A 24,801-nucleotide genomic window follows, 5' to 3' on the forward strand; every position below is an offset into this window, starting at 1 on the left:
GCCCGCGCGCGGGCACGCGCCGCGGGGTCGTCGGCCGCCCGCGCCCGGGCGGTCTCCACCGCGCTCGACGCCAGCCAGCCCTCGAGCTGCCAGCGGATCCGGTCGGTGATCCGCGCCGGGGTCAGCCCGCCCCACCCGCCCAGGTCGGTGCGCCACGTCCGCACCAGGTCGGTGCCCTCGTCGGTGCGCGCGGCGATCTGCAGCCGCCCGCAGGTCACCGAGTGCTGGACCAGCAGGGCGTGCAGCTCCTCGGCCAGGCGCCGGCCCGCGAACGTCGCGGAGTCGACCCGGTCGAGCGGCGGGTCGAGGTCGGCGGCCACCTCCAGGTCCGCCTCGGGCCGCCGCCGCGCGGGCGGCCGCTCGTCGTCCCCGCGGGCGAGCAGCTGCGCCCACGCGCCGAGCCGCCCGAAGCGGGCGTGCACGTCGGTGGGCGGGAGCGCGGCGAGCTGCCCGAGCGTCCGCAGCCCCAGGCGGTGCAGCAGGTCGACCAGCTCCGCCACCGCGGAGGCGGCCTCGTCCGTGACCGCCGCGTGCACCAGCTCGCTCACGCCGCGCGGTGCCAGGTACGCCGCCGACGCCCCTGGCTGCACCACCGCACCGGTCCGGGTGGCCAGCACGGCCGCCAGCAGCCCGTCCGCCGTGCCGACCGCGCACTCGTGCCCCGACCCCGCCGCGACCGCGTCGATGAGCTTCTCCGCCAGGGCGTCCTCGGAGCCGTGGTACCGGCTCGCGCCGCCCGCGGGCAGCAGCAGCATCCCGGCGCGGACCACCTCGATGCCCGCCACCACGGTCTCGGCCGCCGCCGCGACCGGCTCGAACAGCCGCACGTCGCGGGCGTCGTCCGCCGCCAGCAGCACCAGCTCGGGGCAGACCCCCTGCGCCTGCCGACGGCGCATCCCCCGGCGCACGCCCTCCGCCCGGGCGAGGGCGGACACCGCGGTGAGCTGCCGGCCGTCGTGCACGGCGGTCGGCTGGTGCGCCGGGACCTCCTCGGCGGTCGCCGCCGCGACCACGGGCCAGTCGGGGACCCACAGGACGGTCGTGCGCGTGCTCATCCGACGAGCCTCAGGCCGGGTGCCGGCGCCTCGGCCGCGACCTGCGGTACCGGCGACGACCCGATCGGCAGGGTCAGGTCGAGCGCGCGCGGCACGGCGGCGCTCCCCCGGCCGGTGCGCACCAGCCGGATCTCGTGCGTGCGCAGCCGCCCCTCGCCCGCGTCGATCCCCGTCCAGCGGCCGGACTCGACCGTCAGCACGACGCCGGCGCCGGGCCAGTCGGTGGTCGACAGCAGCACGGACCCGCGGTCCCGTGCCCGCGCGGACAGCGTGCGCCGCTCGGCGTCGGACAGGGCGACCTCCGGACCGACGACCACCACGTCCACCCCGTCGAGCAGCGCCGCCACCACCGTCGGCGCCTCGAGGCCGGGCCGCGGCACCACCGCCAGCCGGTCCAGCGACACACCCGCCTGGGACGCCGCGAGCAGGCCGATGGTCGGCTGACCGACGACGGCCGCCCACGCCCCACCGGCGCACGCGTGCGCGAGCATGGCCAGCACCAGCGACGTCGACCCGGTGACCACCGTGGTGCCGCCGCGGCGCAGGCCCTCGGGCAGGATCGGCACCAGCGGCGGCGGCACCGCCATCGGCGGTCGCTCGCTGGTGATGATCCCCGTGGTCGGCTGCTCGGCCGGTCCGTCGGGCAGGTCCGGCACCGCCGCGACCGCCGCCACCGGGACCGCGGCGACCTCCGGAGCCTCGCGCGCGAGGCCACCCAGCGKCAGGACGCTGCGCGCCCCGGTGCGCTGCTCGGCGCGGGCGAGGGCGGCCCGTGCGAGCATGACGCGGTCCTCCCGGGACATGGTGTCGACCGTCATGCTGACCTCCCCTCGTGGGCCGATGAGAGGGTGCTCTCGAGACCTCCATCGAACATCTGTTCGAAGTATCTCAGTACACGCTGACATCCCCGACGGTGTCAATCCGCCGTCACCCGGCTGCTCGCCGGGCGGCGTGCCCCGGGCGCGACGTCGCAGGTCTCGGCTATGTTCTCGTCGCCCGGCAGCGTGGCCGGTGTGGCACACCATCAGCCGGAGGCACGTCATGGGACTCGTCGTCGGGATCTACCGCCTCGCACTGGCGGCGATCACGTTCCTCGCCCTGTTCTGGGCCCCGAGCACCGGGGTGACGTTCGACCTCGAGGACTACGTCTACTTCACCAACCAGTCGAACCTGCTGCTGGCGGTCGTCATGCTCTGGGGCGGCATCGCCGTGCTCGCCCGGCGCACGGAGCCCGCGCCCTGGCTGTTCGGCGCGGTGACGCTCTTCATCCTCATCACCGGGCTCGTCTCGTACCTCATCCTCGACCCCGCCCCGCCCGGGGAGGAGGTCGTCGCGCTCGGCCTCACGCACGACCAGCTGGTGCACCGGCTGACGCCCATCGCCGCGTTCGTGCACTACCTGCTGATGGTCCCGCACCGCCGCCTGCGCATCCGCAACGCGGCCTACTGGCTGCTCTACCCCGTCGCCTACTGCGCCTTCACCACGGTCCGCGGCGTGCTGAGCCCCGGCAGCGACTACCCGTACGGGTTCATCGACGTCTCGGAGCTCGGGTACGGCGGTCTGCTGCTCAACGTGCTGATCTACGGCGTCGGCTTCTTCGTCCTGGGCCTCGCGCTCGTCGGCATCGACCGGCTCCTGCCCGCGCAGCCGATCCTCGGGCGACGCGTGCCCGAGCCGACCCCGCGCGCGCCGCTGGTCCCCGCGGAATGATGTCGGCATGGCCGTCAACCTGACCCGTCCCGTCGCCCCCGACCCCTACTCGCTGCTCCCGCCGGTCCCCGACTTCACGCTGACCAGCGACGACTTCCGGCACGGCGAGCGCCTGTCCGACGTGCACACCAACACCGACGCCGGCCGCAACGTGTCGCCCCAGCTGTCGTGGGAGGGCTTCCCCGAGGGCACACAGTCGTTCCTGGTCAGCTGCTTCGACCCGGACGCCCCGGGCCCGGCCGGCTGGTGGCACTGGACCGTCGTCGACGTCCCCGCGACCACCACGTCCCTGGCCACGGGTGCCGACCTGCCCGCGGGCGCGTTCGCGCTGCGCGGCGACGACGGCGAGGCCGCGTACCGCGGCGCTGCTCCCCCGCCGGGCGACCAGGTGCACCGGTACTTCTTCGTCGTGCACGCCCTCGACGTGCCGTCCCTCGGGTTCGGGCCGGACATGATGCCGGGAGCCGCGAACACCGCGGTCGTCTTCCACACCCTCGCGCGCGCGGTCCTGGTCGGGACCTACCAGCGGTGAGCCCAGAGGTGAGCCCCGCGGTGAGCCCCGGCACGCTGACCTGGGTGCGCGCGCTCGACCGCCCGGACCTGCTCGCCCCGTCCACCCTGGCCGCGGTCACCACCTGGTCCGCGCAGGACGCCGACGTCGCCGACGCCGTCCTGGTGACCGAGATCGACCCGGACCTGGCGGACACCGCCTCCCTCACCACGGCGTACGCGCTGCCGCCGGCGGCCTCGGCCAACTGCGTGCTGGTCGCGGGTCGCCGGGAGGGCGAGGAGCGTGTCGCGGCGGCCGTCGTGCGGGCCACCACGCGCGCCGACGTCAACAACGCCGTCAAGCGGTTGCTCGACGTGCGCAAGGCGTCGTTCCTGCCGATGGACCGCGCGGTCGAGGAGTCGGGCATGGAGTACGGCGGCATCACGCCGCTCGGCCTCCCCGCGCGCTACCGCGTGCTGGTCGACGCCCGCGTCGCGCAGGACGACCCCGGCTCCGGGGCGACGGTCATCATCGGCAGCGGGGTCCGTCGCTCGAAGATCGCCCTGCCCGGTGCGCTGCTCGCGCGGGCGCCCGGTGTCGAGCTGATCGAGGGTCTGGCGCTGGCCTGATCGCTAGGGTGCCCGCATGAGCCGGACGACCAGCCGCGTCATCCGGGACCGGGCCGTCTGCCGCGCGCACGGGATCGCGGGCGTCCTGGCCCGACCCGCCGCCGGGGCCGAGCGCGCCGTCGTGGTGATCGGCGGGTCGGAGGGCGGGCTGCACGAGCGGGACGCCGTCGCGCTCGCCGAGGAGGGCTTCGCCGCGCTCGCCGTCGCGTACTTCGGCGCGCCCGGCGTCCCGCCGGTGCTCGTCGACGTGCCGCTCGAGTACTTCACCCGCGCGCTCGACCTGCTCGAGTCCGAGGGGTTCGTCCCGGGTGCGATCGGGCTGCTCGGCGGCTCGCGGGGCGGCGAGGCCGCGCTGCTCGTGGGCAGCCGCGACGAGCGCGTCGGGTCCGTGGTCAGCGTCGTCGGCAGCGGGGTCGTCACGCAGGGCATCGACTACCGCGCCGGCCGGCTGGACGCGATCCTGCGCACGTCCGGACCCGCCTGGACCGTCGACGGCGAGGCGCTACCGTTCCTCCCGTACGAGGTCACGCCCGAGCTGGTGGACGCCATCGAGCGCCACGAGCCCGTCGCGCTGCGGGACGGCTTCGCCGCGCTGCCGACGGACCCCGACGCGCTCGACCGCATCAGCATCCCGGTCGAGCGCATCCGCGGCGGCGTCCTGCTCGTGGCCGGTGGCGACGACCAGATGTGGGACTCCCCCGGCTACCACCAGGTCGCCGCCGACCGCCTGCGCCGGGCGGACCACCCGTACCCGTGGGCGAACGTCGTCGTGGACCATGTCGGGCACATGATCGCCGGCCCGCCGGGGGCCGCCTCGACCAGCCTCGGCCCGGGACCGGGCGTCACCTTCCGGCACGGCGGGGACCCGGTGATCACGGCGCGGGTGCGCTCCGAGACGTGGGCCCGGACCACCGGCTTCCTGAGGTACACGCTGCCCCACGACGACTAGATAAACTTTCCTCGAGTAGCATCGGAGGCAACTTTACGGCGCTACCGGGGAGGTGAGCATGAGCCGCTACGTCACGCAGCAGTGGACGCCGGCCGTGACCGACGGCGTGCCGCGCCGGTTCACGCGCGCCGGCACCTACCAGGCGTTCGTCCCCGGCTCGCTGTTCGACCTCGACGTCCCCGTCGCCCGGGACCTCGAGGCGCTGCTCGACGAGGCGGAGGTCCGCGCGCGCGAGGCCGCCGAGCTCGCGGGGCCGGCGGGCCTCGGGCAGGTCGGCGACCTGCTGGTGCGCTCCGAGGCAGCGGCGTCCTCCCTGATCGAGGGGTACGAGCCGACCCCCCGGGCCGTCGCGGTCGCCGACTTCGTCGCCCGCGGTCGGGAGGCGGCCGTGACCGTCGCCCGCACGCTGCACGCCGTGCGCGCCTCGGTCGAGCGCGCCCGCGACCCGCAGGTGTCGCTCGTGTGGGACGTCGTCGAGCTGCAGCGGCTGATCGCGCCCCGGCACGCGGGCGTCCGCCACGAGCCGGTGTGGATCGGCGGGCGCACGCCTCTGGAGGCGCACTACAACGCGCCCCCGCACGAGCTCGTACCCGCGCTGCTGGACGACCTCGACGCGTACCTCGCGTCGCGACGGCACCGGCCGGTGCTCGCCGCGGCCCTCGCGCACGTGCAGCTGGAGACCATCCACCCGTTCGCCGACGGGAACGGCCGCGCGGGACGCGTGCTCATCGGCACCGTGCTGGCCCGGTACGGCGTCGCCCCGCAGGTCACGCTGCCGATCAGCACGGCGCTGTTCCGCGACCGCGAGCGATACTACGCCGCGCTGGACGCCTACCGTCGGGGCGACCGCGGCGTCGCCATCGCGACCGTGATCGCCGAGGCCGTCACCGCGGCCGCCGCCGACGCGCTCCGGCTCTCGGGCCAGGTGACGTCCTGGCAGGACCGGCAGACCGCGGCGCTCGACGCCTACCTGCGCGGACGCTCGCCGACGGGCCGGGTGCGCCGTGGGGTCGCCCACCGCCTCGTCGCCGACCTCCCCAGCCACCCGGTGCTGGACGCCGCGTCGGTGGCCGCCCGGTTCGAGGTCACCGGACCGGCCGCGCGCAGCGCGCTCGAGGCCCTGGCCGCCGCCGGCGTGCTGCGCCCCGACCGGAAGGCGGACCGCACGCGCACCGTCTGGGTCGCCACCGAGCTGCTGGACCTCGTCGCGGAACCGGGCGCGACGGCGGACGTCGACCCGCCGTCGGCCGTCGACGTGCCCGTGGCCGCCGTCGACGACCGGGCCGGGACGACGTGCGGCGCGTGGCTCCCCCGCGCCGGACGCACCTGCCGCCTGCCCCGCGGCCACCGCGGCCAGCACCGCTAGCCGGCGTCCGGCACCCGCGTGGCCCAGAACGCGACAGCGGCGGCCGCCGCGACGTTGAGCGAGTCCACCCCGCCGGCCATGGGGATCCGCACCACCAGGTCGGACCCGGCGACGGTCACCGGCTTGAGCCCGTGCCCCTCGGCGCCCAGCACCAGCGCCAGGCGCTCCGGCGGGTCCGCGACGAGGGCGTCGAGGGTGATCGAGTCGTCGGACAGCGCGAGGGCGGCGGTGACGAAGCCCGCCTCGCGCAGCACGTCGATGCCCTCCGGCCACGGGTCGATGCGCGTCCACGGCACCTGGAACACGGTCCCCATCGAGACCCGCACGGACCGTCGGTACAGCGGGTCGGCGCAGCGCGGGGTCACCAGCACGGCGTCGACGCCGAGGGCGGCCGCCGAGCGGAACGCCGCACCGACGTTCGTGTGGTCGACGATGTCCTCGAGCACCGCGACCCGGCGCGCGCCGGCCAGCAGCGACGACACCGGCGCGAGCGGCGGCCGGTGCATGGCGGCGAGCGCACCTCGGTGCACGTGGAACCCCGTGATGGCCTCGAGCACGGGCTCCTCGGCGACGTAGACCGGGATCTCGGTGTCGTCGGCAGGCAGGCCGGCCAGCAGCTGCTCGAGGTCCGGCAGCCAGCGCGGCGACAGCAGGACGGAGCGCGGGCGGTGGCCGGCGGCGAGCGCGCGGCCCAGGACGGTCGAGCTCTCCGCGATGTAGAGCCCCTTGGCGGGCTCCTGCCGCGAGCGCAGCGCGACGTCGGTCAGCGAGACGTAGTCGGCGAGGCGGTCGTCGGCGGGGTCGGTGACGGGCTGCAGGGAGGCGACGGGCACGCGCTCATCCTTCCAGCCGGACGACGACCTCCCCGTCCTGGCCGAGGTCGAACGGCACCCCGTCGACGGAGTACGTGCCGCGGAACCCGCTGACCGGCAGCTGCCCGGACGAGGAGGTCCGAACGGTCGTCGGTGCCAGCCACCACTCGTCCTTCACCAGCCGCCGCAGCGCGTCGTACGCGGGCTTCGGGGTCCCGTCGGCGCGGACCAGCCCGCCCGGCGCACCGAGCCACGCGCCCTCGTCGGTGATCCCCCAGTACGTCGCCGCCTGCACGGCGGGGTGCCCGACGAGCGTGCGGTAGTGGCGCTCGATCTCGTCGGCCTGCCGCGCCTCGCCCTCCGGGGTCGAGGGCCAGGAGGCGACCTGGTGGTCATTGAGGTCCTCGATGTGCGCGGGCATGAGCTCACCGGACACCAGGGTGGTCTCGGTGAGGTGCAGCGGGAGGCCGAACCGCGCGAACCGGTCCAGGATCGCCAGCGTCTTCTCCTCGCCCCAGTAGCCCTGGTGCATGTGGCTCTGCAGGCCGATCGCATCGACCGGGATCCCGACCTCGAGGACGCCCTCGATCAGACACTCGTAGGCGGTGGACATGTCGAAGTCGTTGAGCAGCAGGGTGGCCGACGGGTTGGTCTGCCGCGCCGCGTCGAAGGCGAGCCGGACGGTCGGGATGCGCCCGCGGTCCCACGCCAGCCGGGTCAGGCCGTTCGGCTCCTTGTCGAACACCGGCATGATGACGACCTCGTTGATCACGTCCCAGGTGTCGATCACGCCGGCGAAGTCGGCGACGTCGCGACGGATCCGCGCGTCCTGGGCGTCGGCGATCTCGTCCGTGGTCAGGTCGAGCAGCCAGGGCGCGCCGACGGTGTGCCACGCGAGCGGGTGGCCCTTGACGATGACGCCGCGCTCGGCGAACCAGCGCGCCGCACGCAGCAGCCGCGCGGTGTCGGGCCGCCCGCGGACGGGCTCGAAGGTCCCCCAGTAGAACGGGAGCGTGGCGGCGTTGAACACGTCGAACCAGAGGTCGGCCAGGGACGCGGACGCGCGGTCCGGGTCGAGGAAGTCGAAGCCGATGTTGCCGAAGAGGAACGCGTGCCGCTCCTGCGCGACGAGCACGTCGGTGTGGACCAGCGGGCGGCCGTCGGGACCGAGGACGGTGACGACCGCGTCGGCGCGGCGGTGAGCGAACGGAGGCATGCCGTCACGCTATCGATGCGCCGCCACGTCCGGGACAGGCTGCCCGGCCGGCGCGCGGGCCGCCCGCAGCGCGCGTCCGCCGAGCACCGCGGCCGCCGCGCCGACGAGCGCGACCATCGGCACGACGAGGAACGCCTGGTGCGTGCCGACGGCGTCGGACAGCGCGCCCAGCGCGAAGGGCGCCATCCCCACGGCGAGGCTGCCGACGAAGGTCGCGCGGGCCTGCGTCGCGTCGGGCCGCCCGGGCGCGGTGGCCAGGAGCAGGGCGATGGACAGGGGGTACTGCGCGCCGTACCCGAACCCGGCGACCACGAGCCCGACCATCGCGGCCGCGGGAGTGGTCGCGGTCCACAGGAGCGCCCAGCCGCCGATGGCCACGAGGAACGCGACGGCGAGCAGCAGGGTCGGCGCGATGCGCAGCGAGAGCGGGCTGACGACGAACCGCACGGCGGACATGCCAGCGACGAGCCCGGCCGTCGCCGCGGCGGCCATCCCGGCGCCGGCGCTGGTCTGCTGGAGGATCAGGCTGGTCGACCAGTAGGTGGTGGCGAACTCGAGCGAGATGCCGGCCACGAGCGTGACCAGGAAGCACGCGGCGGGCAGCCGGCTGCCGGCGTGGACCGGTACCGGGGCGACGACGGACCCCGCGCCGGCGACGTGCGCGGGGGTCATCGCCCCACCGACGGGGACGCGAGAGAGAAGAACCGCCGTGACCAGCGCCAGGGCGACCGTCACGAGGACCGCGGGCCGCCAGCCCCAGCCGACCGCCACGCACGCGCCGACGGCCAGCGGGCCGACGAGCCCGACGGAGGAGCCGACGCCGTTGCCCTCGGTCAGGGCGGCCGACGCCTTGGCGCCGTGCCGCAGCGCGAGCCCGGCCTGCGCCGCGCTGATCATGACGTTGCCGCCGAGCGCGAGGACCACCATGGCCAGCAGGCTCCACGCGAGCGCGGGCGCCGCCACCAGCCCGCACGCCCCGAGCATGACGACCCCGGACGCGAGCAGGATCGCCGCCCGGCGTCCCCGGCTGCGGACCAGCCGCGGGGTGACGAACGCGGCGAGGATCCCGCCGGCGGCCATGGCCGTCCCGTGCAGGCCGGCCTGCGCGTCGCTGATGCCCAGCTCGTCGGCCAGCAGCGGCACGCTCGGGTTGAAGCTGTACAGGAGCCAGCCCCACACGGCGAAGCAGCCGTAGAACGCGATCGTCATCCGGTCGCGCTGGAACCCCGGCGGCTCGGCGTCGGGGAGGGTCATGGGGCCGAGCGTACGGGTCCGGTCACATCGATTCGATCAGGTCGTCCACGGCCCGCCGGTACGCCGCCGACCGCGGGTAGTCCGAGTGGCGCGCGGCGACGAACATGTACGCCTCCTCGTCGTACTCGCCGGCCATCCGGTCGAGCGGTCGCGCTGGCCGCGGCGGGCCACCCGGGTCGGCGTGCGGGTCGAGCGGCGGCTCGGGCCACTCGGGCGGCTGGGGCTCCTCGACGTTGCGCGGCGGTCCGACGGTGTACGCGTCCACGGGGAACCCCGCGAAGTCGGTGCGCCGCCACAGGCTCAGCCAGCGCGGCGCGGCGCGCCCGCCCAGGGAGTCCAGCAGGGTGAGCGGGGGCGGGTCGGTCGGTCGCTTCCGCGCCGGCGCGACCGCCGGCTCGCCGACCACCGGCACCCGGCGGTCCTCCGCCCACGGGTCCCGCGCGACCAGCCGCGGAGCGAGGCACGGGCGTGTGCCGAGCACGGCGGGCCCGAACAGCTCGGGGAAGAACCGCCCGAAGAACGGACGCAGCTGGGTGCCGTACGTGAGCAGCGCGATGCGGGGGTCGGTCGAGGACGCGACGCTGGCGGCGCCCATCGGCTGCGCGCCGCCGTCCCAGCGCGCGAACAGCGTCGACACCGCGAGCACGGCGCCCATGCTGTGCGCCGAGAGCACCACCCGTCGCGTGGGGTCCTGCGTCCGGGTCCCCGGCGGGGCACCGGGGTCCTCCAGCTCGAGCCAGTCGTCGATGCGCCGCCGCAGCTCCGGCACGACGCGCTCCGAGTAGCAGGGCGGCCCGAACGGGTGGGCGGCGCGCGGCAGGAAGCACTGCAGGTCCCACAGGAACCCCCACGGGCGTGCCGCGGCGGTCTGGCTGCCGGCCACGACRTTCCCGGCCATGACCGCCACGACACCGGCCAGCAGAGCCGCCACCACGGTCCGCAGCGAGATGCTGTCGCACGCGATGCGGCAGGTGGGCGGAAACTCCTGCGCGCGCAGGTCCGCGGCGACGGCCATCGCGGTGACGAGGACCGCGACGAGCGCGGCACCGAGCAGCGCGGCCAGCGCGCCGACGACGATCTCGGCGCGCTGCACCAGGGCGGCCGCACGGCGTGCGCCGAAGACGACCTCCTGGCCGACGGGGCTCAGGCCGGCGACGGCCTCGAACTTGCCGCCCGGACGGACGGGGATCCGCCCGGCCGTCAGCCCGCGCACGATCGCGGCGCCCGCCGTCAGCGCCAGGCCGATCAGGACGGCCAGGGTCGCGTACCCGGCGGCGGTGTACACCGTGGGCACCGCGAGCACGTGGTGCAGCCCGCTGACGGTCGTCTGGAGGCCGCGCGGGGTGGTGAGCGTGTCTCCCGGCGCCGCCCCGGTGACGGGCGTCGGCGCGTCCGGGGCGTCCAGCACAGCGGCGAGTCCCACGACGACGAGGCTGCTCAGGAGCACCGCGAGACCGGCCGCCAGGGTCATGAAGACCGCCGGCCCCGTGCCCGCCCAGCCCGTGTAGGGGCGCTCGTGCGCGTCGCCCCGGGCCGTGAGCACGATCGTGCACAGCACCACGACCAGGACGCCCGCGACGCACGCGGCGACCACCGCGGCGCCCCGCGACCCGCCGTGCGCGAGCAGCGCCGAGCACAGCGCCGCCACGACCACCGCAGACCCGAGCACCATCCACGTCCGCCCGGGCACGCCGCGCCGCAGCCCCACGCCGACCACGCAGAGCAGCACCAGCAGCCCGACCAGCCCGGTGACCGCCGCGTCCGAGGCGATCGACGTCGGCGAGAGCCGGCCCGGGTCGGCTCCCGGCAGGTAGTCGCCGGCACCGGCGAGCCCGAGCTGGACGGCGACGAGCAGGACGATCGAGGCGGAGAGGAGGATCGCCCCCCACGGCAGGCGGAGCAGCCGAGGTGGGATCGGTGGCGGGGTCGGTGGGCGCTGGGAGGGGGGCCCGTCGCCGTCGACGTCCGGGTACCCCGACGTCTGCCCGACCACCCGCACCGCCACGGCGAGCAGCAGCACCACGGCCAGCGCGAACAGCACMCGCCACGGCCCCAGGGCCGCACCCGCCGGCGGGGCCGCCATGCGCTGCTGGGCCAGCAGGGCGGCCACCAGGGCGAGCCCGCCCGCGACGTGCAGGGACGCGTCGGCGCGGGCCTGCGAGGAGGTGCGCCAGAACCCGGTTCGGGCAAGCACGGGGACGTCCCACGCGTGCACCTCGGCGCTCCCCGGGGTGGTCGCGCGGGTGACGGACACCCGCTGGTCGAAGCGGACGCTGCCGCTCCACGCGATGAGCACGAGGAGCACGAGCAGGAGCGCAGGGACGACGCCCGCGAGCGCGACCCGCTGCCCGTCGGTCATGCCGGCCATCGCACGGATCCCCGACGGCAGGTGGGAGCAGACGAGCCGGGACGTCGTGCTGCGCTGCACGGTGTGTCCGGCGCTGTCGACGAGCGTCGCCGTGGTCGTGCTCAGCGGACCGAAGCACTGCGTCGCGACGACGTCGACCGACGCGACCGCGAAGGTGGCGACGAGCAGCAGGCTGAGCAGCAGGCAGAACAGGCGGACGGCCGCTGCCCCGAACGGCCCCGGCGCACCCGTGGGCCGGCGCAGCCGCACGTCCTCGGGGAGCCGGCGCGCCCAGTACGCCGCGTTGGCCACGCCGAACGGGATCAGGAAGGTCCACCCGGCGCGGATGAGCGCCTGACCGAGACCCGCGACGAACCCCAGGCCGGGCAGCGAGCTCGCGCGGGCGAGGGCGCCCCAGGAGTACGCCTCGACCCGGCGCCGGTCCGAGCCGCCGGCGGCGTGGGGGTCGGTGGTGGTCCAGAAGCTGGCGGACCGGTCGCCGTTGGTGCGCGTGATCTTGTCGGCGTCCACCCCGAGCATGCCCTGCGGCGGCGTGTTGCCGATCCCGTGGATCCTCAGCTCGAGGACCGTCGGCCCGACGGGCGCGGGCGGGCGTCGTGCTCGTTCCGCTGCCATGGCGTTCCCCCCGCACCCTCGCTCGCACGCGACATTGCGGACATTACGCCCGTCGGGCGATCGCGCGTCACTCCACGGGGGCCACCGCCGCCGCGAACTGGCTGGCGTACAGCCGCGCGTACGCGCCGTCCGCGGCGAGCAGCTGGTCGTGCGACCCCTGCTCCACGATGGCGCCGTCCTCCATGACGAGGATGGTGTCGGCGTCGCGGATGGTGGACAGCCGGTGCGCGATGACGAAGGACGTCCGGCCGTGCCGCAGCGCGTTCATCGCCTGCTGCACCAGCACCTCGGTGCGGGTGTCCACGGACGACGTCGCCTCGTCGAGGATGAGGATCGCGGGGTCGGCCAGGAACGCACGGGCGATGGTGAGCAGCTGCTTCTCCCCCGCCGAGACGTTCGAGCCCTCGTCGTCGACCTTCGTCTCGTAGCCGTCGGGGAGCGTGCGCACGAACCGGTCCACGTGGGTGGCCACGGCCGCCTCGACGATCTCCTCCTGGGTCGCGTGCTCGACGCCGTACGCGATGTTCTCGGCGAGCGTGCCGCCGAAGAGCCAGGTGTCCTGCAGGACCATGCCCATCTGCGAGCGCAGCGCGTCACGGGTCATGTCCCGCACGTCGACACCGTCCAGGGTGATCCGGCCGGCATCGACCTCATAGAACCGCATGAGCAGGTTCACCAGCGTCGTCTTGCCGGCGCCCGTGGGTCCGACGATCGCGATGGTCTGGCCCGGCTCCGCCACCAGGGACAGGTCCCGGATGAGCGGCTTCTCCGGCGAGTAGCTGAACGCCACGTTCTCGAACGCGACCCGGCCCTGGATGGGCTGGTCCGGCTGCACCGCGTCGACCGGGTCGGGCTCCTGCTCCTCGGCGTCGAGCAGCTCGAACACCCGCTCCACGGACGCGACGCCCGACTGGAGCAGGTTCGCCATGGACGCGATGGCCGTGATCGGCTGCGTGAACTGCCGGCTGTACTGGATGAACGCCTGGACGCTGCCCAGCGTGAGGGCTCCGGACGCTACCTGCAGGCCGCCGACCACCGCGACGATCACGTAGTTGAGGTTGGCGACGAAGCCGAGCGCCGGCTGGATGATCCCGGAGATGAACTGCGCCTTGAAGCTCGACTCGTACAGCCGCTCGTTGCGCTCCGCGAACACCTCGGCGGCCTCCTTCTGCCGACCGAACACGGTGACCAGGGAGTGCCCGGTGTACATCTCCTCGATGTGGGCGTTCAGCTGCCCGGTCACCGCCCACTGCTGCATGAACTGCGGGCGCGACCGCTTGGCGATCATCCCCGCGATCCACATCGACAGCGGGACCGTGATCAGGGCGATGACCGCGAGCAGCGGCGAGATGAAGAACATCATGGCGAGCACGCCGATGACGGTGAGCACCGACGTGATCAGCTGCGACAGGGTCTGCTGCAACGTCTGGGCGACGTTGTCGATGTCGTTGGTCACCCGGCTGAGCAGCTCGCCGCGCGGCTGGCCGTCGTGGTACTTCAGCGGCAGCCGCGACAGCTTCGCCTCGACCCGCTGCCGCATCTGGTAGACGACCCGCTGCACGACGACGGCCGTCATGCGGCCCTGCAGCCAGCCGAACAGGAACGACCCCAGGTAGATCGCCAGCACCACGAGCAGGATGTTGCGCAGGTGCGTGAAGTCGATGCCGACGCCGGGGATCGCGCCCGACGACTCGACGATGTTGGCCTGCGTCGTCTCCCCGCGGGAGCGCAGGAACTCGACCGCCTGGGCGTTCGTCGTGCCGGCGGGCAGCTGCTTGCCGATGACGCCGGCGAAGATGACGTTGGTCGCGTTGCCCAGAAGCTTCGGCCCGGTGACCGCCAGGACGACGGACGCGGTGCCCATCGCGACGATGGCGACCAGGGGCCAGCGCTCGCCGCGCATCTCGCCCAGGAACCGCCGGGCCGACCCGCGGAAGTTCATCGACTTCTCGCCGGGCATGCCCATGTTCATCATGGGACCGCCGCCGCCTGGTCCGCGGCGCTGCGGGGGCATCCGCTGCGCGGGTGCTGGTCGCTCGTCGGTGCTCATGCCGCCTCCTCCACGCTGACCTGCGAGTACACGATCTCCCGGTACGTCTCGGACGACTCCAGCAGCTCGCTGTGCGTGCCGACGCCGACGACGAGGCCGTCCTCCATCACGACGATGGAGTCGGCGTGGCGGATGGTGGCCACCCGCTGCGCGACGACCAGCACGGTCGCGTCCTGCGTCTCGGGGACGAGGGCCGAGCGCAACGCGGCGTCCGTGCCGTAGTCGAGCGCCGAGAACGAGTCGTCGAACAGGAAGACCGACGGCTTGCGCACCAGCGCCCGGGCGATGGCGAGCCGTTGTCTCTGGCCGCCCGACACGTTGGTGCCACCCTGCGAGATCGGGGCGTCCAGCCCCTCGGGCAGCGCCTCGACGAACGGCCTCGCCTGGGCCACCTCGAGCGCGTGCCACAGCTCCTCGTCGGACGCCCCCGGCTTGCCGTACTCCAGGTTCGACCGGACGGTCCCGGCGAACAGGTACGGCTTCTGCGGGACGAGCCCGATCTGCGTCCAGAGCTGGTCCGGGTCGAGGTCGCGCACGTCGACGCCGTCGAGCAGCACCGCGCCGCCGGTCACGTCGAACAGCCGCGGGATGAGGTTCACCAGCGTCGTCTTGCCGGAACCCGTGGAGCCGATGATGGCCGTCGTCCTGCCCGGCTCGGCCACCAGGTCGATGCCGTGCAGGACGGAGCGCTCGGCGCCCGGGTAGCGGAACTCGACGCCCCGCAGCTCCAGGAGGCCGGGCCGGTTGCCCGGCAGCGCCCGCGGGTGCGGCGACGGGACCACGGACGTGTCGGTGGTGAGGATCTCCCCGATGCGCTCCGACGACACCACGGCCCGCGGAACCATCACGAACATCATCGTCGACATCATGACGGCGATGAGGATGTACGCGATGTAGGACAGGAACGCCGTGAGCTGACCGATCTGCATGGCGCCCGAGTCGACGCGGTACGCACCGAACCAGAGCACCGCGACGCTCGTGAGGTTCAGCACGACCATGACCGACGGGAACATCAGAGCCATGAGCTTGCCGACGCGCAGGGACGTGTCGTAGAGCTCGGTGTTCGCGCCGTCGAACCGCTGCGACTCGCGGCGCTCGCGGACGAACGCACGGACCACGCGGACGCCGGCGATCTGCTCGCGCAGCACCCGGTTGATGGCGTCGATCCGCTTCTGCATCGACCGGAAGTACGGCACCATCCGCGAGATGATCAGGCCGATGACCAGGCCGAGGACCGGCACGGAGACGAGCAGGATGCCGGAGAGCACCACGTCCTCCTGCATCGCCATGATCACGCCGCCGACCAGCATGATCGGCGCCATGATCATCATGGTGAAGGTCATCATCGTGACCATCTGCACCTGCTGGACGTCGTTCGTCGTGCGGGTGATCAGCGTCGGCGCCCCGAACTTGGCCACCTCCTGCGCCGAGAACGTCTGCACCTGGCCGAACAGGCGCTTGCGCACGTCGCGGCCGAACGCCATGGCCGTCCGCGAGCCGTAGTACACGGCGATGATCGCCGCGACGATCTGCACGAAGCTGACCGCGAGCATGACGCCGCCGAGGCGCATGATCTCGGCGGTGTCGCCCTTGACCACGCCGTCGTCGATGATCCGCGCGTTCAGGCTGGGCAGGTAGAGCGTCGCCATCGTCTGGATCAGCTGGAGCACGACGACGGCGATCACGGCACCCTGGTACGGCTTGAGATGCTCCTTGAGCAGCTTGACCAGCATCACGAGCTCCTGTCGGTCGGGGTGGGGGCGAGGACGCCGTGGAGGAGGAGGTCGACCAGCGCTCGGGTGTCCGGCGGACCGGTGTCGACCCCGCGTCGAGCGGCCTCGACGGTACGCATCGTGGCGCCGAGGAGCACCGTGTTAAAGAGCTCGATGACGTCGGGGAGCGGCAGGCGCAGCAGCTGTGCGTCGGGCTCCAGCAGCTCGGACACGACCGCGGTGACCGCGGCGGTCCCGGCCTGCTGACGGAGCCCCCACTGCCGGATGGCGGCCTCGCGGTTCTCGGCGGTCGGACCCGCGGGTTCCAGCCGCCCCACCTCGTGGAGGAGACCCATCCAGCGCATGGACTCCCCCACGTGGGCCTGCGCCTGGTCCATCAGGAGGAGCAGCTTGTCGCGCAGCGGAAGCGTCCGGTCGATGACGGCGATCTCCGGGATGGCGTCCGCGGGGTCGATCGCCGCGAGCACGGCCTCGCGGATCAGCGTGACCTTGTCGGTGAACACGCGAAAGAGCGTTCCCTCGGCGACCCCGGCGGCTTCCGCCAGCTCGCGGGTGGTGACCGCCGCCCCGCGCTCGAGCAGGACGGGGCGCACGGCGAGGAGGATGGCGGCGCGTCGCTCGTCCGGTGGCAGCGGCGCCGCCCGGCCGGCGCGGACAGTGAGATCCATGCGGCGAATCTAACTGAGTGAGCACTCACTCCGAAGCCTGTTCGCTGCAGGCGAACACGCCGGGGACGAGGGAGGGCCGGACCCTGCACGGGTCCGGCCCTCGTCGCGTCACCGGGTCGGCGCGTCCTCCGGCGGCGGCTGCTGCGCGCTCCGCGGCGGCACCGCTCCCCCGCCCGGCCGCTGCCCCAGCTCGACCGACGGGTCGAAGGGCAGACCGCTCAGCGTGCCCGAGCTCGTGGCGTCCGCGGTCGCGGCGGCCGACTCGCGGCGCGCCTCGGCCAGTGCCTCGGCGGGGTCGGTCAGCGTCGTGGGCGGAAGGTCGTCGCCCAGCGGGGACGTCCCGGCCGGCCGGCCGCTGTCGTCGTCCTCGGACGTGAACGGGCCCCCGAACCCCTTGGCGAAGACGCCGAGCGCACTGGTGAGCTCCGACGGCAGGAACCACATCTTGTTCGACGGCGTCGCCGCGATCTTCGGCAGGATCTGCAGGTACTGGTAGGCCAGCAGCTTGGGGTCCGCGTCGCCGCGGTGCACGGCGTCGAACACCTGCAGGATGGCCCGGGCCTCGCCCTCGGCCGTGAGGATCGCCGCCTGCGCGCCACCCTCGGCCCGCAGGATCGCAGCCTGCTTCTCACCCTCGGCGGTGAGGATCTGCGACTGCTTGAACCCCTCGGCCGTCAGGATCGCGGCACGCCGGTCACGCTCCGCGCGCATCTGCTGCTCCATCGAGCCCTTGATGCTCTCCGGCGGGTCGATCGACTTGAGCTCGACGCGGTTGACGCGCACGCCCCAGCGCCCGGTGGCCTCGTCCAGCACCCCGCGCAGCTGGCCGTTGATCTGGTCGCGGCTGGTCAGGGTCTGCTCGAGGTCCATGGACCCGACGACGTTGCGCAGCGTGGTGACCGTGAGCTGCTCGATGCCCTGGATGTAGTTGGCGATCTCGTAGACCGCGGACTTCGGCTCCGTCACCTGGAAGTAGATGACCGTGTCGATGCTGACCACGAGGTTGTCGGAGGTGATCACCGGCTGCGGCGGGAAGGACACGACCTGCTCACGCAGGTCGACGCTCGCCCGCGGACGGTCGACGAACGGGATGAGCAGGTGCAGGCCGGCGTCCAGCGTGCGGGAGTAGCGCCCGAGCCGCTCGACGATGATCGCGACCGCCTGCGGCACGATCTTGACCGCCCGCACCAGCGCGATGATGACGAACAGCAGCACCAGGCCCAGCACGATGTAGAGGGCGATCTGCCCACCGCTCGGGTCGTCCATGGATCCTCCAGGAGGTACACGCGGACGAGGTGCCCGCGGGGGGTTTCAGAACAGGGTCAGGGTCCGGGGACCGGCACGACGACCGCGGTCGCCCCGTCGATGCGCGCGACCCGCACCTCGGTCCCGGGCGGGATGGCCTGGGAGGCGTCGGCGCGTGCGCTCCACACCTCGCCGTTCAGCTTCACGCGGCCGCCCTCGACGGTGACCGTGGAGACGACCACCGCGTCGCGCCCCACCAGGGCCGCGGCGTTGGTCTCCACCAGCGGCATCCGGGCCTTGAGGCGCCGCAGCAGCCAGGGGCGCAGCGTCGCCAGCAGCAGGACCGACGTGAGCGCGGCGACGACGAACTGCGCCGGCACCGGGGCCCCGAGCCAGTACGCGATGGCACCCGCGATCGCTCCGCCCGCGAACATGGCCAGCACGAGGTCGAGCGACAGCATCTCGAGGATGCCGAAGGCGAGCGCCGCGCCGATCCACCACAGCCAACCCATCGGGGCCCACTCCTCCGGTCGGGCAGGGTCCGCCGTCGGCTCCTGCTGTCCAACCGATACTAGGCGTCTTCTTTGCGAAAACCTGGGGAAACGCTCAGCCCTGAGAGGAAGTTGCCCGGGCCGACCAGCGCCCCTCGGTCTTGTCGACGACGAGCGGCAGGTCGAAGGCCCCGGACAGCGTCTCCGCCGTCAGCACCTCGTCGATCGGACCGGCCGCGAAGGCCTTGCCCGCGCGCAGCAGGAGGAGGTGCGTGAACCCCGGCGGGATCTCCTCGACGTGGTGCGTGACCAGCACCAGCACCGGCGAGCGCGAGTCGCCGGCCAGCTCGGCGAGCGCCGCGACCAGCTCCTCGCGCCCCCCGAGGTCCAGCCCGGCGGCGGGCTCGTCGAGCAGCAGCAGCTCGGGGTCGGTCATCAGCGACCGCGCGATCTGCACGCGCTTGCGCTCCCCCTCGGAGAGGGTGCCGAAGTAGCGGTCGGACAGGTGCGCGACCCCGAACGCCGCGAGCAGGTCCCCGGCCCGCGACTCGTCGAGGGACTCGTACTCCTMACGCCACCGGCCGGTCACGCCGTACGCGGCCGTGAGGACCACGTCCCGCACCTGCTCGCCGGCGGGGATCCGGTCCGCCAGGGACGCGCTCGACAGGCCGATCCGCGGCCGCAGCTCGAAGACGTCGACGCGCCCGAGCCGGGAGCCGAGCAGGTCGGCCGTCCCGCTGGTCGGGTGCATGCGCCCCGCGGCGACCTGCAGCAGCGTGGTCTTGCCCGCGCCGTTGCGGCCGAGGACCACCCACCGTTCGCCCTCGCGGACCGTCCAGGTCACCTCGTCGAGGATCGTCGTCGTTCCCCGGCGGATCGTCACGGCCTGCAGGTCGAGCACGTCGGTCATGGGCATGACCATAACCGTCGAGCCGCACGTCGGGGGCCCGCGACGGGCCGCTCGTCGGTGGGTTCGGTCACGTCCTACGGTGGTCCGGTGGACCTGACCCTGGAGCTCCCGCGCTCCGTGCTCCTCGCCCTGTGGCTGGCCGACGACCGCGCCGACCGCTCGGTGCTGGTGGACGCCGTGCAGTCCGACGACGAGCCGCACACCGTGCAGCGCCGACCGGCCGCCGACGAGCCCCTGCGCGACGACCTCACGGACGAGCCCCTCGGCACGCTGCTCGACGCGTGCGCCGGGTCGCCGCGGGACGTCGCCGCGGTCCTGCCCGTGCCGGGCGACCCGGGCGCCACCCCCGCGGCGGTGAGCTCGGCGGCGACCGACGCCGGCGAGGCCGTGCTGGTGCGGACCCCGCAGTCGTGCCTCGTGGCGGTCCCCCTCGTGCAGCGCTTCGGGTCGGCGCTCGAGCCGGGGCACCTGGTGACCTGGGAGGTCTCGGACGTGCCCGACTGGCGGCACGCCGCGCACGCGAGGACCGGGTCGCTGCAGGACGCCGAGCGCGAGCTGCGCCAGGGGCTGCTCCAGGCCACCGAGGCGCTGGTCCGGCTCGACGTCGCGCGGTGGCGGCCCGACGCGGCCGAGCAGGTGGCCGCACTGCGGGATCTCGAGCTGCCGGGCTGGCGGCTTCCCGACGGGCTCGACGGCCGTCGCCTCCGGGTGCTCGCGAGCGCGGCGCGGCTGCGCGCGATCGTCGCGCTGGCCGCCCAGGACGACGGCGCCGCGGTCAACCTGTGGCAGGCCGACCAGCGCTCGACGGCCCTGCGGGACGTCGACCGGATGGCCCGCCGCGCGATGTCGGCCGCAGCGTCCCAGCTGACCCCCTAGGCCAGGGCGGCTGAGCCCGTCAGGCTAACGCCCCCCGATACACCTCGAGGGTGCGCTCGGCGATCGCCTCCCACGTGAAGTGGTCCTCGACCCGCCGGCGGGACGCGATCCCCCACTCGGCGGTCCGCGAGGTGTTGGCCAGCACGTCCGTGAACGCCGCGGCGAGGTCGGCGACGAACCGGTCCGGGTCCACCGGGGTCCCCGTGCCGTCCTGCAGCTGGTCGATCGGCACGAGCCGCCCGGTCACACCGTCGTCGATGACCTCCGGGATGCCCCCCGTGGCCGTCCCCACCACCGGCAGCCCGACGGCCATGGCCTCGAGGTTCACGATGCCGAGGGGCTCGTAGATCGACGGGCAGGCGAACACCGTGCCGTGCATGAGGACCGCGATGAGCTCGTCCCGCGGCAGCATCTGCTCGATCCAGACGACGCCCGACCGCTTGGTGCGCAGCAGGTCGACCAGGCCGGTGACCTCGGCCATGATCGCCGGGGTGTCGGGCGCGCCGGCGCAGAGCACCACCTGCACGTCCGGCGGGAGCTGCTCCGCCGCCCGCAGGAAGTACGGCAGGCCCTTCTGGCGGGTGATCCGACCGACGAACACCACGGCCGGGCGCGACGGGTCGATGCCGAGCGCACGCACCGTCGCGTCCGCCCGGGCGACGGCCTCGTCGTCGGTGGGCCGCTGCCACTGGTCGAGGTCGATGCCGTTGTGCACGACCTTGACCAGCTCCGGGTCGACCTTCGGGTAGGCCCGCAGGATGTCGTCGCGCATGCCGCCGCTGACCGCGATGACGGCCGCGGCGCCCTCGTAGGCGGTCTTCTCGGCCCAGCCCGACAGCGCGTAGCCGCCGCCGAGCTGCTCGGCCTTCCAGGGGCGCAGGGGCTCGAGGCTGTGGGCGCTCACCACGTGCGGGAGGCCGTGCAGCAGGCCGGCCAGGTGGCCGCCGAGGTTGGCGTACCAGGTGTGCGAGTGGACGAGGTCCGACGCGACGCCGTCCGCGCCGACGTGGCCCACGGCGTCGGCCATCTCGAGGTCGATGCCGAAGGTCTGCAGCGCCGCGTTGGCCGTGGCGAGCTCGGTGGGCACGTTGTACCCGCTGACCCTCGGGTCCTCGCGCGGGCCGTCGAAGCAGTGCACCCGCACGTCGATGGTGCGCTCGAGCACGCGGGAGAGCCCCGCGACATGCACGCCCGCACCGCCGTAGATGAACGGTGGGTACTCCCGGGTCAACAGGTCGACACGCACGCGAACCATCCCCTCGCCTCCGGCCCCGACGACCGGCTCTCCCGCCGACACGCTAGCGCGTGGCGGCCGACACGCCTCGCTGGGAGCACGTCGGGGGCCTAGGGTCGTAGCCATGGCAGCGCCGCGCGTCCTCGCTATCGTCCTCGCAGGTGGGGAAGGCAAACGCCTCATGCCCCTCACCGCAGACCGCGCCAAGCCGGCGGTGCCCTTCGGGGGGCTGTACCGGCTCATCGACTTCGCCCTGTCGAACGTCATCAACTCGCGGTACCTGCACGTCATCGTCCTGACGCAGTACAAGTCCCACAGTCTCGACCGGCACGTGTCGAAGACGTGGCGCATGTCGCCGCTGCTGGGCAACTACGTCGCGGCGGTCCCGGCGCAGCAGCGCGTCGGCAAGCACTGGTACCTGGGCAGCGCCGACGCCATCTACCAGTGCCTCAACATCATCGAGGACGAGCGGCCGGACATCGTGGTGGTGGTCGGTGCGGACCACGTCTACCGCATGGACTTCTCCCAGATGGTCGACGCACACATCACGTCGGGCGCCGAGTTCACGGTCGCGGCCATCCGCCAGCCCATCGAGGAGGCCGACCAGTTCGGCGTCATCGAGGTCGACCCCACGGACCCCACGCGCATCAAGGCGTTCCTCGAGAAGCCGACCGACCCCGTCGGCCTGGCCGACTCCCCCGGCGAGATCCTCGCGTCGATGGGCAACTACGTGGCCAACGCGGACGCGCTGGTCGCCGCCGTGACCGCGGACGCGGAGAACGTGACCTCGCGGCACGACATGGGCGGCGACATCGCCCCGTACTTCGTCGAGCGCGGCACCGCGGGCGTGTACGACTTCCTGCGCAACGACGTGCCCGGATCGACGCCGCGCGACCGCGACTACTGGCGTGACGTCGGCACCATCGACGCGTTCTACGAGGCGAACATCGACCTCATCTCGATCGAGCCGGTGTTCAACCTCTACAACGACGAGTGGCCCCTCTACAGCGGGTACACCAGCCTGGCGCCGGCCAAGTTCATCCACGCCGGTGCGGGGCGGCTCGGCCACGCCGTGGACTCGGTGGTCTCCCCCGGCGTCCTGGTCTCCGGTGCGACGGTGTCGGGCTCCGTCCTCTCGCCGGGCGTCCGCCTGCACTCCTGGGCGCAGGTCACGGACTCGGTGCTCTTCGACGACGTCCACATCGGTCGGTACGCGCAGGTCCACCGCGCGATCATCGACAAGAACGTCGTCGTGCCCGAGCGGGCCCGCATCGGCCTCGACCACGACCACGACCGCGCGCGCGGGTTCACCGTCACGGAGTCGGGCATCACCGTCATCCCCAAGGGCACCGTCATCACGGACTGAGCGGGGGGCACACCCGTGCGCACGCGCCGCTACCCTGCGGTCCCGTGAGCCCACCGCTGCCCCGTCTCGTCGTCATGGACGTCGACTCGACCTTCATCACCGGTGAGGTGGTGGAGATGCTCGCCGCGCACGCGGGCTCCGAGGAGCTGGTCACCGAGATCACCGAGCGCGCCATGCGGGGCGAGATCGACTTCGCGGCGTCCCTGCACGAGCGCGTCGCGACGCTGGCTGGGCTGCCGGAGTCGGTGCTCGGGGACGTCCTCGCCGCCGTGGAGCTCTCCCCCGGCGCCCGCGAGCTCGTCGCCGAGCTGCACGCCCGGGGCTGGCCCGTCGGGCTGGTGTCCGGCGGCTTCATCGAGATCGTCGGACCGCTCGCCCTTCCGCTCGGCATCATGCTGACCAGGGCGAACGCCCTCGAGGTGGCCGACGGGCGGCTCACGGGCCGGGTGAGCGGAGCCGTGGTGGACCGTGCGGCCAAGGCGGCCACCCTGCGGGAGTACGCGGCGACCGTCAGCATCCCGATGGAGCGCACCATCGCCATCGGCGACGGCGCCAACGACCTCGACATGCTCGCGGCGGCCGGCTTCGGCATCGCGTACAACGCCAAGCCGCTGGTGTGCGCGGCCGCCGACGCCGTGGTCCGCGACCGGCTCGACGCCGTGCTCGAGCTGCCGGTGTTCGCGCGGTGACCGCATTCGTGCCCGGCACCGACCTGGCACGCGCGCTCTACGCCGCCGTGCGGCCCGCGCTGGTCGCCCACGGCCTGGCGCACACGGCGGCGCTCGTCGGACCCGGCTCGGACGTGCTGGGGTTCGACGACGCGACGTCGACCGACCACGACTGGGGACCGCGGCTGCAGCTGCTGCTGCAGGCCGCCGAGCTGGCGGCCCACGGCGACGACCTGCACGAGGAGCTGCGCCACCGCGTGCCGCCGGAGATCGCCGGCTGGATCACGCGCGCCGCGCCGTCCGCACCGGACGGCACGCGCGGGCTGGGAGACACCGCGGCCGCCGGCCCCGTGGACCACCGGATCGAGATCGGCACGCTCGACGCGCTGCTCGGACGCGTGCTCGGTCCGGTCGACCCGACGACGGCCGCGGACTGGCTCGTCGTCCCGCAGCAGCGGCTGCTCGCGCTCACCGCGGGTGCCGTGTTCCACGACGACCTCGGGCTCGGTGCCGTCCGCGCGCGGCTCGGCTACTACCCGCACGACGTGTGGCTCTACCAGCAGGCGGCGGCCTGGTCGGCGATCGGGCAGGACGAGCACCTCGCCCCGCGCGCGGGCATGGTCGGCGACGACCTCGGATCGCGGATGATCACGGCGCGCGTCTGCCGCACGGCGGCGCTGCTGGCGCTTCTGCAGGAGCGCCGGTACGCACCCTACGACAAGTGGCTCGGCACGGCCCTGGCCCGGATCGACTCGACGCGACCGCTGCGCACGGCGATGGCGTCCACGCTCGCGGCCGACGGCTGGCAGGAGCGCCAGGAGCGGCTGGGCGAGGTCCTGGTCGAGCTGCTGCGCCGGCACAACACCCTCGGCCTGGGCGCCCCGGTGCCCGAGCGCACGACGCCGTTCCACGGCCGTCCGTTCGCGGTCGTCGACGGCGGCTCCGTCGCCCGCCTGCTCGTCGGCGCCCTGACCGACCCGGAGGTCCGCGAGATCGCCCGGCGACCGCTCGTCGGCGGTGTCGACCTGCTCAGCGCGAGCACCGACCTGGCGACGGACCTCGGGCGCACCCGGGCGCTACGCGACCTCTACTGAGG

General features: G+C 73.9%; 22 protein-coding genes. 9 read left to right on the forward strand and 13 right to left on the reverse strand.

Features of this window, described 5'->3' with window-relative positions; all coding sequences use genetic code 11:
* Both AC1DQC_RS14335 and AC1DQC_RS14340 read right to left on the reverse strand, forming a co-directional pair.
* On the reverse strand, nt 1-1,055 hold a 1,055-nt coding region (locus AC1DQC_RS14335), incomplete at its 3' end, for a DNA polymerase Y family protein (RefSeq protein WP_477051921.1).
* Nucleotides 1,052-1,873 carry a hypothetical protein gene (locus AC1DQC_RS14340; RefSeq protein ID WP_477051922.1) on the reverse strand — a complete coding sequence of 274 codons (822 nt, stop codon included), beginning with the start codon at nt 1,871-1,873 and terminating at the stop codon, nt 1,052-1,054. The genes AC1DQC_RS14340 and AC1DQC_RS14335, both read right to left, overlap by 4 nt.
* A 223-nt stretch (nt 1,874-2,096) precedes the next feature.
* Here AC1DQC_RS14340 and AC1DQC_RS14345 point away from each other — a divergent pair, with 223 nt between their 5' ends.
* The 5 genes from AC1DQC_RS14345 to AC1DQC_RS14365 are packed head-to-tail and all read left to right on the forward strand — an operon-like array spanning nt 2,097 to nt 6,199.
* On the forward strand, nt 2,097-2,765 hold the full coding sequence (locus AC1DQC_RS14345) for a Pr6Pr family membrane protein (protein ID WP_477051923.1): 669 nt from the start codon (nt 2,097-2,099) through the stop codon (nt 2,763-2,765).
* A gap of 7 nt (nt 2,766-2,772) precedes the next feature.
* A complete protein-coding gene (locus AC1DQC_RS14350; protein ID WP_477051924.1) occupies nt 2,773-3,297 on the forward strand; it encodes a YbhB/YbcL family Raf kinase inhibitor-like protein in 525 nt (174 codons plus the stop codon).
* Between the two features lie 20 nt (nt 3,298-3,317).
* The gene (locus AC1DQC_RS14355; RefSeq protein ID WP_477051925.1) at nt 3,318-3,884 is read left to right on the forward strand and encodes a YbaK/EbsC family protein; all 567 of its coding nucleotides are present in this window, start codon (nt 3,318-3,320) and stop codon (nt 3,882-3,884) included.
* 16 nt (nt 3,885-3,900) lie between these two features.
* Nucleotides 3,901-4,833, forward strand: coding sequence for an alpha/beta hydrolase (locus tag AC1DQC_RS14360; protein ID WP_477051926.1), 933 nt, complete (start codon nt 3,901-3,903; stop codon nt 4,831-4,833).
* 58 nt (nt 4,834-4,891) lie between these two features.
* Nucleotides 4,892-6,199, forward strand: coding sequence for a Fic family protein (locus tag AC1DQC_RS14365; RefSeq protein ID WP_477051927.1), 1,308 nt, complete (start codon nt 4,892-4,894; stop codon nt 6,197-6,199).
* On the opposite strand, the gene AC1DQC_RS14370 is transcribed toward AC1DQC_RS14365, so the two are convergent.
* From AC1DQC_RS14370 to AC1DQC_RS14415, 10 genes are all read right to left on the reverse strand, one after another.
* Nucleotides 6,196-7,032: a TrmH family RNA methyltransferase gene (locus AC1DQC_RS14370; protein ID WP_477051928.1), complete on the reverse strand. Its 837-nt coding sequence runs from the start codon at nt 7,030-7,032 to the stop codon at nt 6,196-6,198. The genes AC1DQC_RS14365 and AC1DQC_RS14370 overlap by 4 nt on opposite strands.
* A 4-nt stretch (nt 7,033-7,036) precedes the next feature.
* Nucleotides 7,037-8,227, reverse strand: a complete 1,191-nt coding sequence (locus tag AC1DQC_RS14375) for an endo-1,4-beta-xylanase (RefSeq protein ID WP_477051929.1) — start codon at nt 8,225-8,227, stop codon at nt 7,037-7,039.
* A 9-nt stretch (nt 8,228-8,236) separates the two neighbouring features.
* Nucleotides 8,237-9,481: an MFS transporter gene (locus AC1DQC_RS14380; protein ID WP_477051930.1), complete on the reverse strand. Its 1,245-nt coding sequence runs from the start codon at nt 9,479-9,481 to the stop codon at nt 8,237-8,239.
* A 22-nt stretch (nt 9,482-9,503) separates the two neighbouring features.
* Entirely contained in the window at nt 9,504-12,464 is a 2,961-nt protein-coding gene (locus tag AC1DQC_RS14385; protein ID WP_477051931.1) for a hypothetical protein, read from the reverse strand.
* Nucleotides 12,465-12,531: 67 nt separating this feature from the next.
* Nucleotides 12,532-14,514, reverse strand: coding sequence for an ABC transporter ATP-binding protein (locus tag AC1DQC_RS14390; protein WP_477051932.1), 1,983 nt, complete (start codon nt 14,512-14,514; stop codon nt 12,532-12,534).
* Nucleotides 14,511-16,247 (reverse strand): ABC transporter ATP-binding protein, encoded by a 1,737-nt coding sequence (locus AC1DQC_RS14395; protein WP_477051933.1) that lies wholly within the window; start codon nt 16,245-16,247, stop codon nt 14,511-14,513. The genes AC1DQC_RS14390 and AC1DQC_RS14395 overlap by 4 nt, the downstream gene beginning before the upstream one ends.
* Nucleotides 16,247-16,915 (reverse strand): TetR/AcrR family transcriptional regulator, encoded by a 669-nt coding sequence (locus AC1DQC_RS14400; protein WP_477051934.1) that lies wholly within the window; start codon nt 16,913-16,915, stop codon nt 16,247-16,249. Before AC1DQC_RS14400 ends, AC1DQC_RS14395 begins: the two co-directional genes overlap by 1 nt.
* 108 nt (nt 16,916-17,023) lie before the next feature.
* Nucleotides 17,024-18,181 (reverse strand): SPFH domain-containing protein, encoded by a 1,158-nt coding sequence (locus AC1DQC_RS14405; RefSeq protein ID WP_477051935.1) that lies wholly within the window; start codon nt 18,179-18,181, stop codon nt 17,024-17,026.
* A 56-nt stretch (nt 18,182-18,237) separates the two neighbouring features.
* Nucleotides 18,238-18,672: an NfeD family protein gene (locus AC1DQC_RS14410; RefSeq protein ID WP_477051936.1), complete on the reverse strand. Its 435-nt coding sequence runs from the start codon at nt 18,670-18,672 to the stop codon at nt 18,238-18,240.
* Nucleotides 18,673-18,766: 94 nt separating this feature from the next.
* Nucleotides 18,767-19,561 (reverse strand): ABC transporter ATP-binding protein, encoded by a 795-nt coding sequence (locus AC1DQC_RS14415; protein ID WP_477051937.1) that lies wholly within the window; start codon nt 19,559-19,561, stop codon nt 18,767-18,769.
* A gap of 87 nt (nt 19,562-19,648) precedes the next feature.
* Here AC1DQC_RS14415 and AC1DQC_RS14420 point away from each other — a divergent pair, with 87 nt between their 5' ends.
* On the forward strand, nt 19,649-20,437 hold the full coding sequence (locus AC1DQC_RS14420) for a hypothetical protein (protein WP_477051938.1): 789 nt from the start codon (nt 19,649-19,651) through the stop codon (nt 20,435-20,437).
* A 19-nt stretch (nt 20,438-20,456) separates the two neighbouring features.
* Here the strand turns inward: AC1DQC_RS14420 and glgA are convergent, their stop codons facing one another.
* Nucleotides 20,457-21,683, reverse strand: a complete 1,227-nt coding sequence (gene glgA / locus AC1DQC_RS14425) for a glycogen synthase (RefSeq protein ID WP_477051939.1) — start codon at nt 21,681-21,683, stop codon at nt 20,457-20,459.
* A 112-nt stretch (nt 21,684-21,795) separates the two neighbouring features.
* Between glgA and glgC the strand changes: the two genes are divergently transcribed.
* From glgC to AC1DQC_RS14440, 3 genes are all read left to right on the forward strand, one after another.
* A complete protein-coding gene (gene glgC, locus AC1DQC_RS14430) occupies nt 21,796-23,037 on the forward strand; it encodes a glucose-1-phosphate adenylyltransferase (RefSeq protein ID WP_477051940.1) in 1,242 nt (413 codons plus the stop codon).
* 74 nt (nt 23,038-23,111) lie between these two features.
* Nucleotides 23,112-23,726 carry a phosphoserine phosphatase SerB gene (gene serB / locus AC1DQC_RS14435; RefSeq protein WP_477051980.1) on the forward strand — a complete coding sequence of 205 codons (615 nt, stop codon included), beginning with the start codon at nt 23,112-23,114 and terminating at the stop codon, nt 23,724-23,726.
* Nucleotides 23,723-24,799 (forward strand): DUF4037 domain-containing protein, encoded by a 1,077-nt coding sequence (locus AC1DQC_RS14440; RefSeq protein ID WP_477051941.1) that lies wholly within the window; start codon nt 23,723-23,725, stop codon nt 24,797-24,799. The genes serB and AC1DQC_RS14440 overlap by 4 nt, the downstream gene beginning before the upstream one ends.
* The last annotated feature ends 2 nt before the right edge of the window (nt 24,800-24,801 follow it).

Source organism: Cellulomonas sp. P4_H12 (assembly GCF_056400905.1).

Bases quoted from the DNA above. Each gene is read 5' to 3' on its own strand.
- AC1DQC_RS14350 (WP_477051924.1), top strand. From the start codon at position 2,773: ATGGCCGTCAACCTGACCCGTCCCGTCGCCCCCGACCCCTACTCGCTG.
- AC1DQC_RS14395 (WP_477051933.1), bottom strand. From the start codon at position 16,247: ATGCTGGTCAAGCTGCTCAAGGAGCATCTCAAGCCGTACCAGGGTGCC.
- AC1DQC_RS14390 (WP_477051932.1), bottom strand. From the start codon at position 14,514: ATGAGCACCGACGAGCGACCAGCACCCGCGCAGCGGATGCCCCCGCAG.
- AC1DQC_RS14375 (WP_477051929.1), bottom strand. From the start codon at position 8,227: ATGCCTCCGTTCGCTCACCGCCGCGCCGACGCGGTCGTCACCGTCCTC.
- AC1DQC_RS14410 (WP_477051936.1), bottom strand. From the start codon at position 18,672: ATGGGTTGGCTGTGGTGGATCGGCGCGGCGCTCGCCTTCGGCATCCTC.
- AC1DQC_RS14345 (WP_477051923.1), top strand. From the start codon at position 2,097: ATGGGACTCGTCGTCGGGATCTACCGCCTCGCACTGGCGGCGATCACG.
- serB (WP_477051980.1), top strand. From the start codon at position 23,112: ATGGACGTCGACTCGACCTTCATCACCGGTGAGGTGGTGGAGATGCTC.
- AC1DQC_RS14365 (WP_477051927.1), top strand. From the start codon at position 4,892: ATGAGCCGCTACGTCACGCAGCAGTGGACGCCGGCCGTGACCGACGGC.
- AC1DQC_RS14400 (WP_477051934.1), bottom strand. From the start codon at position 16,915: ATGGATCTCACTGTCCGCGCCGGCCGGGCGGCGCCGCTGCCACCGGAC.
- AC1DQC_RS14405 (WP_477051935.1), bottom strand. From the start codon at position 18,181: ATGGACGACCCGAGCGGTGGGCAGATCGCCCTCTACATCGTGCTGGGC.
- AC1DQC_RS14380 (WP_477051930.1), bottom strand. From the start codon at position 9,481: ATGACCCTCCCCGACGCCGAGCCGCCGGGGTTCCAGCGCGACCGGATG.
- glgC (WP_477051940.1), top strand. From the start codon at position 21,796: ATGGCAGCGCCGCGCGTCCTCGCTATCGTCCTCGCAGGTGGGGAAGGC.
- AC1DQC_RS14360 (WP_477051926.1), top strand. From the start codon at position 3,901: ATGAGCCGGACGACCAGCCGCGTCATCCGGGACCGGGCCGTCTGCCGC.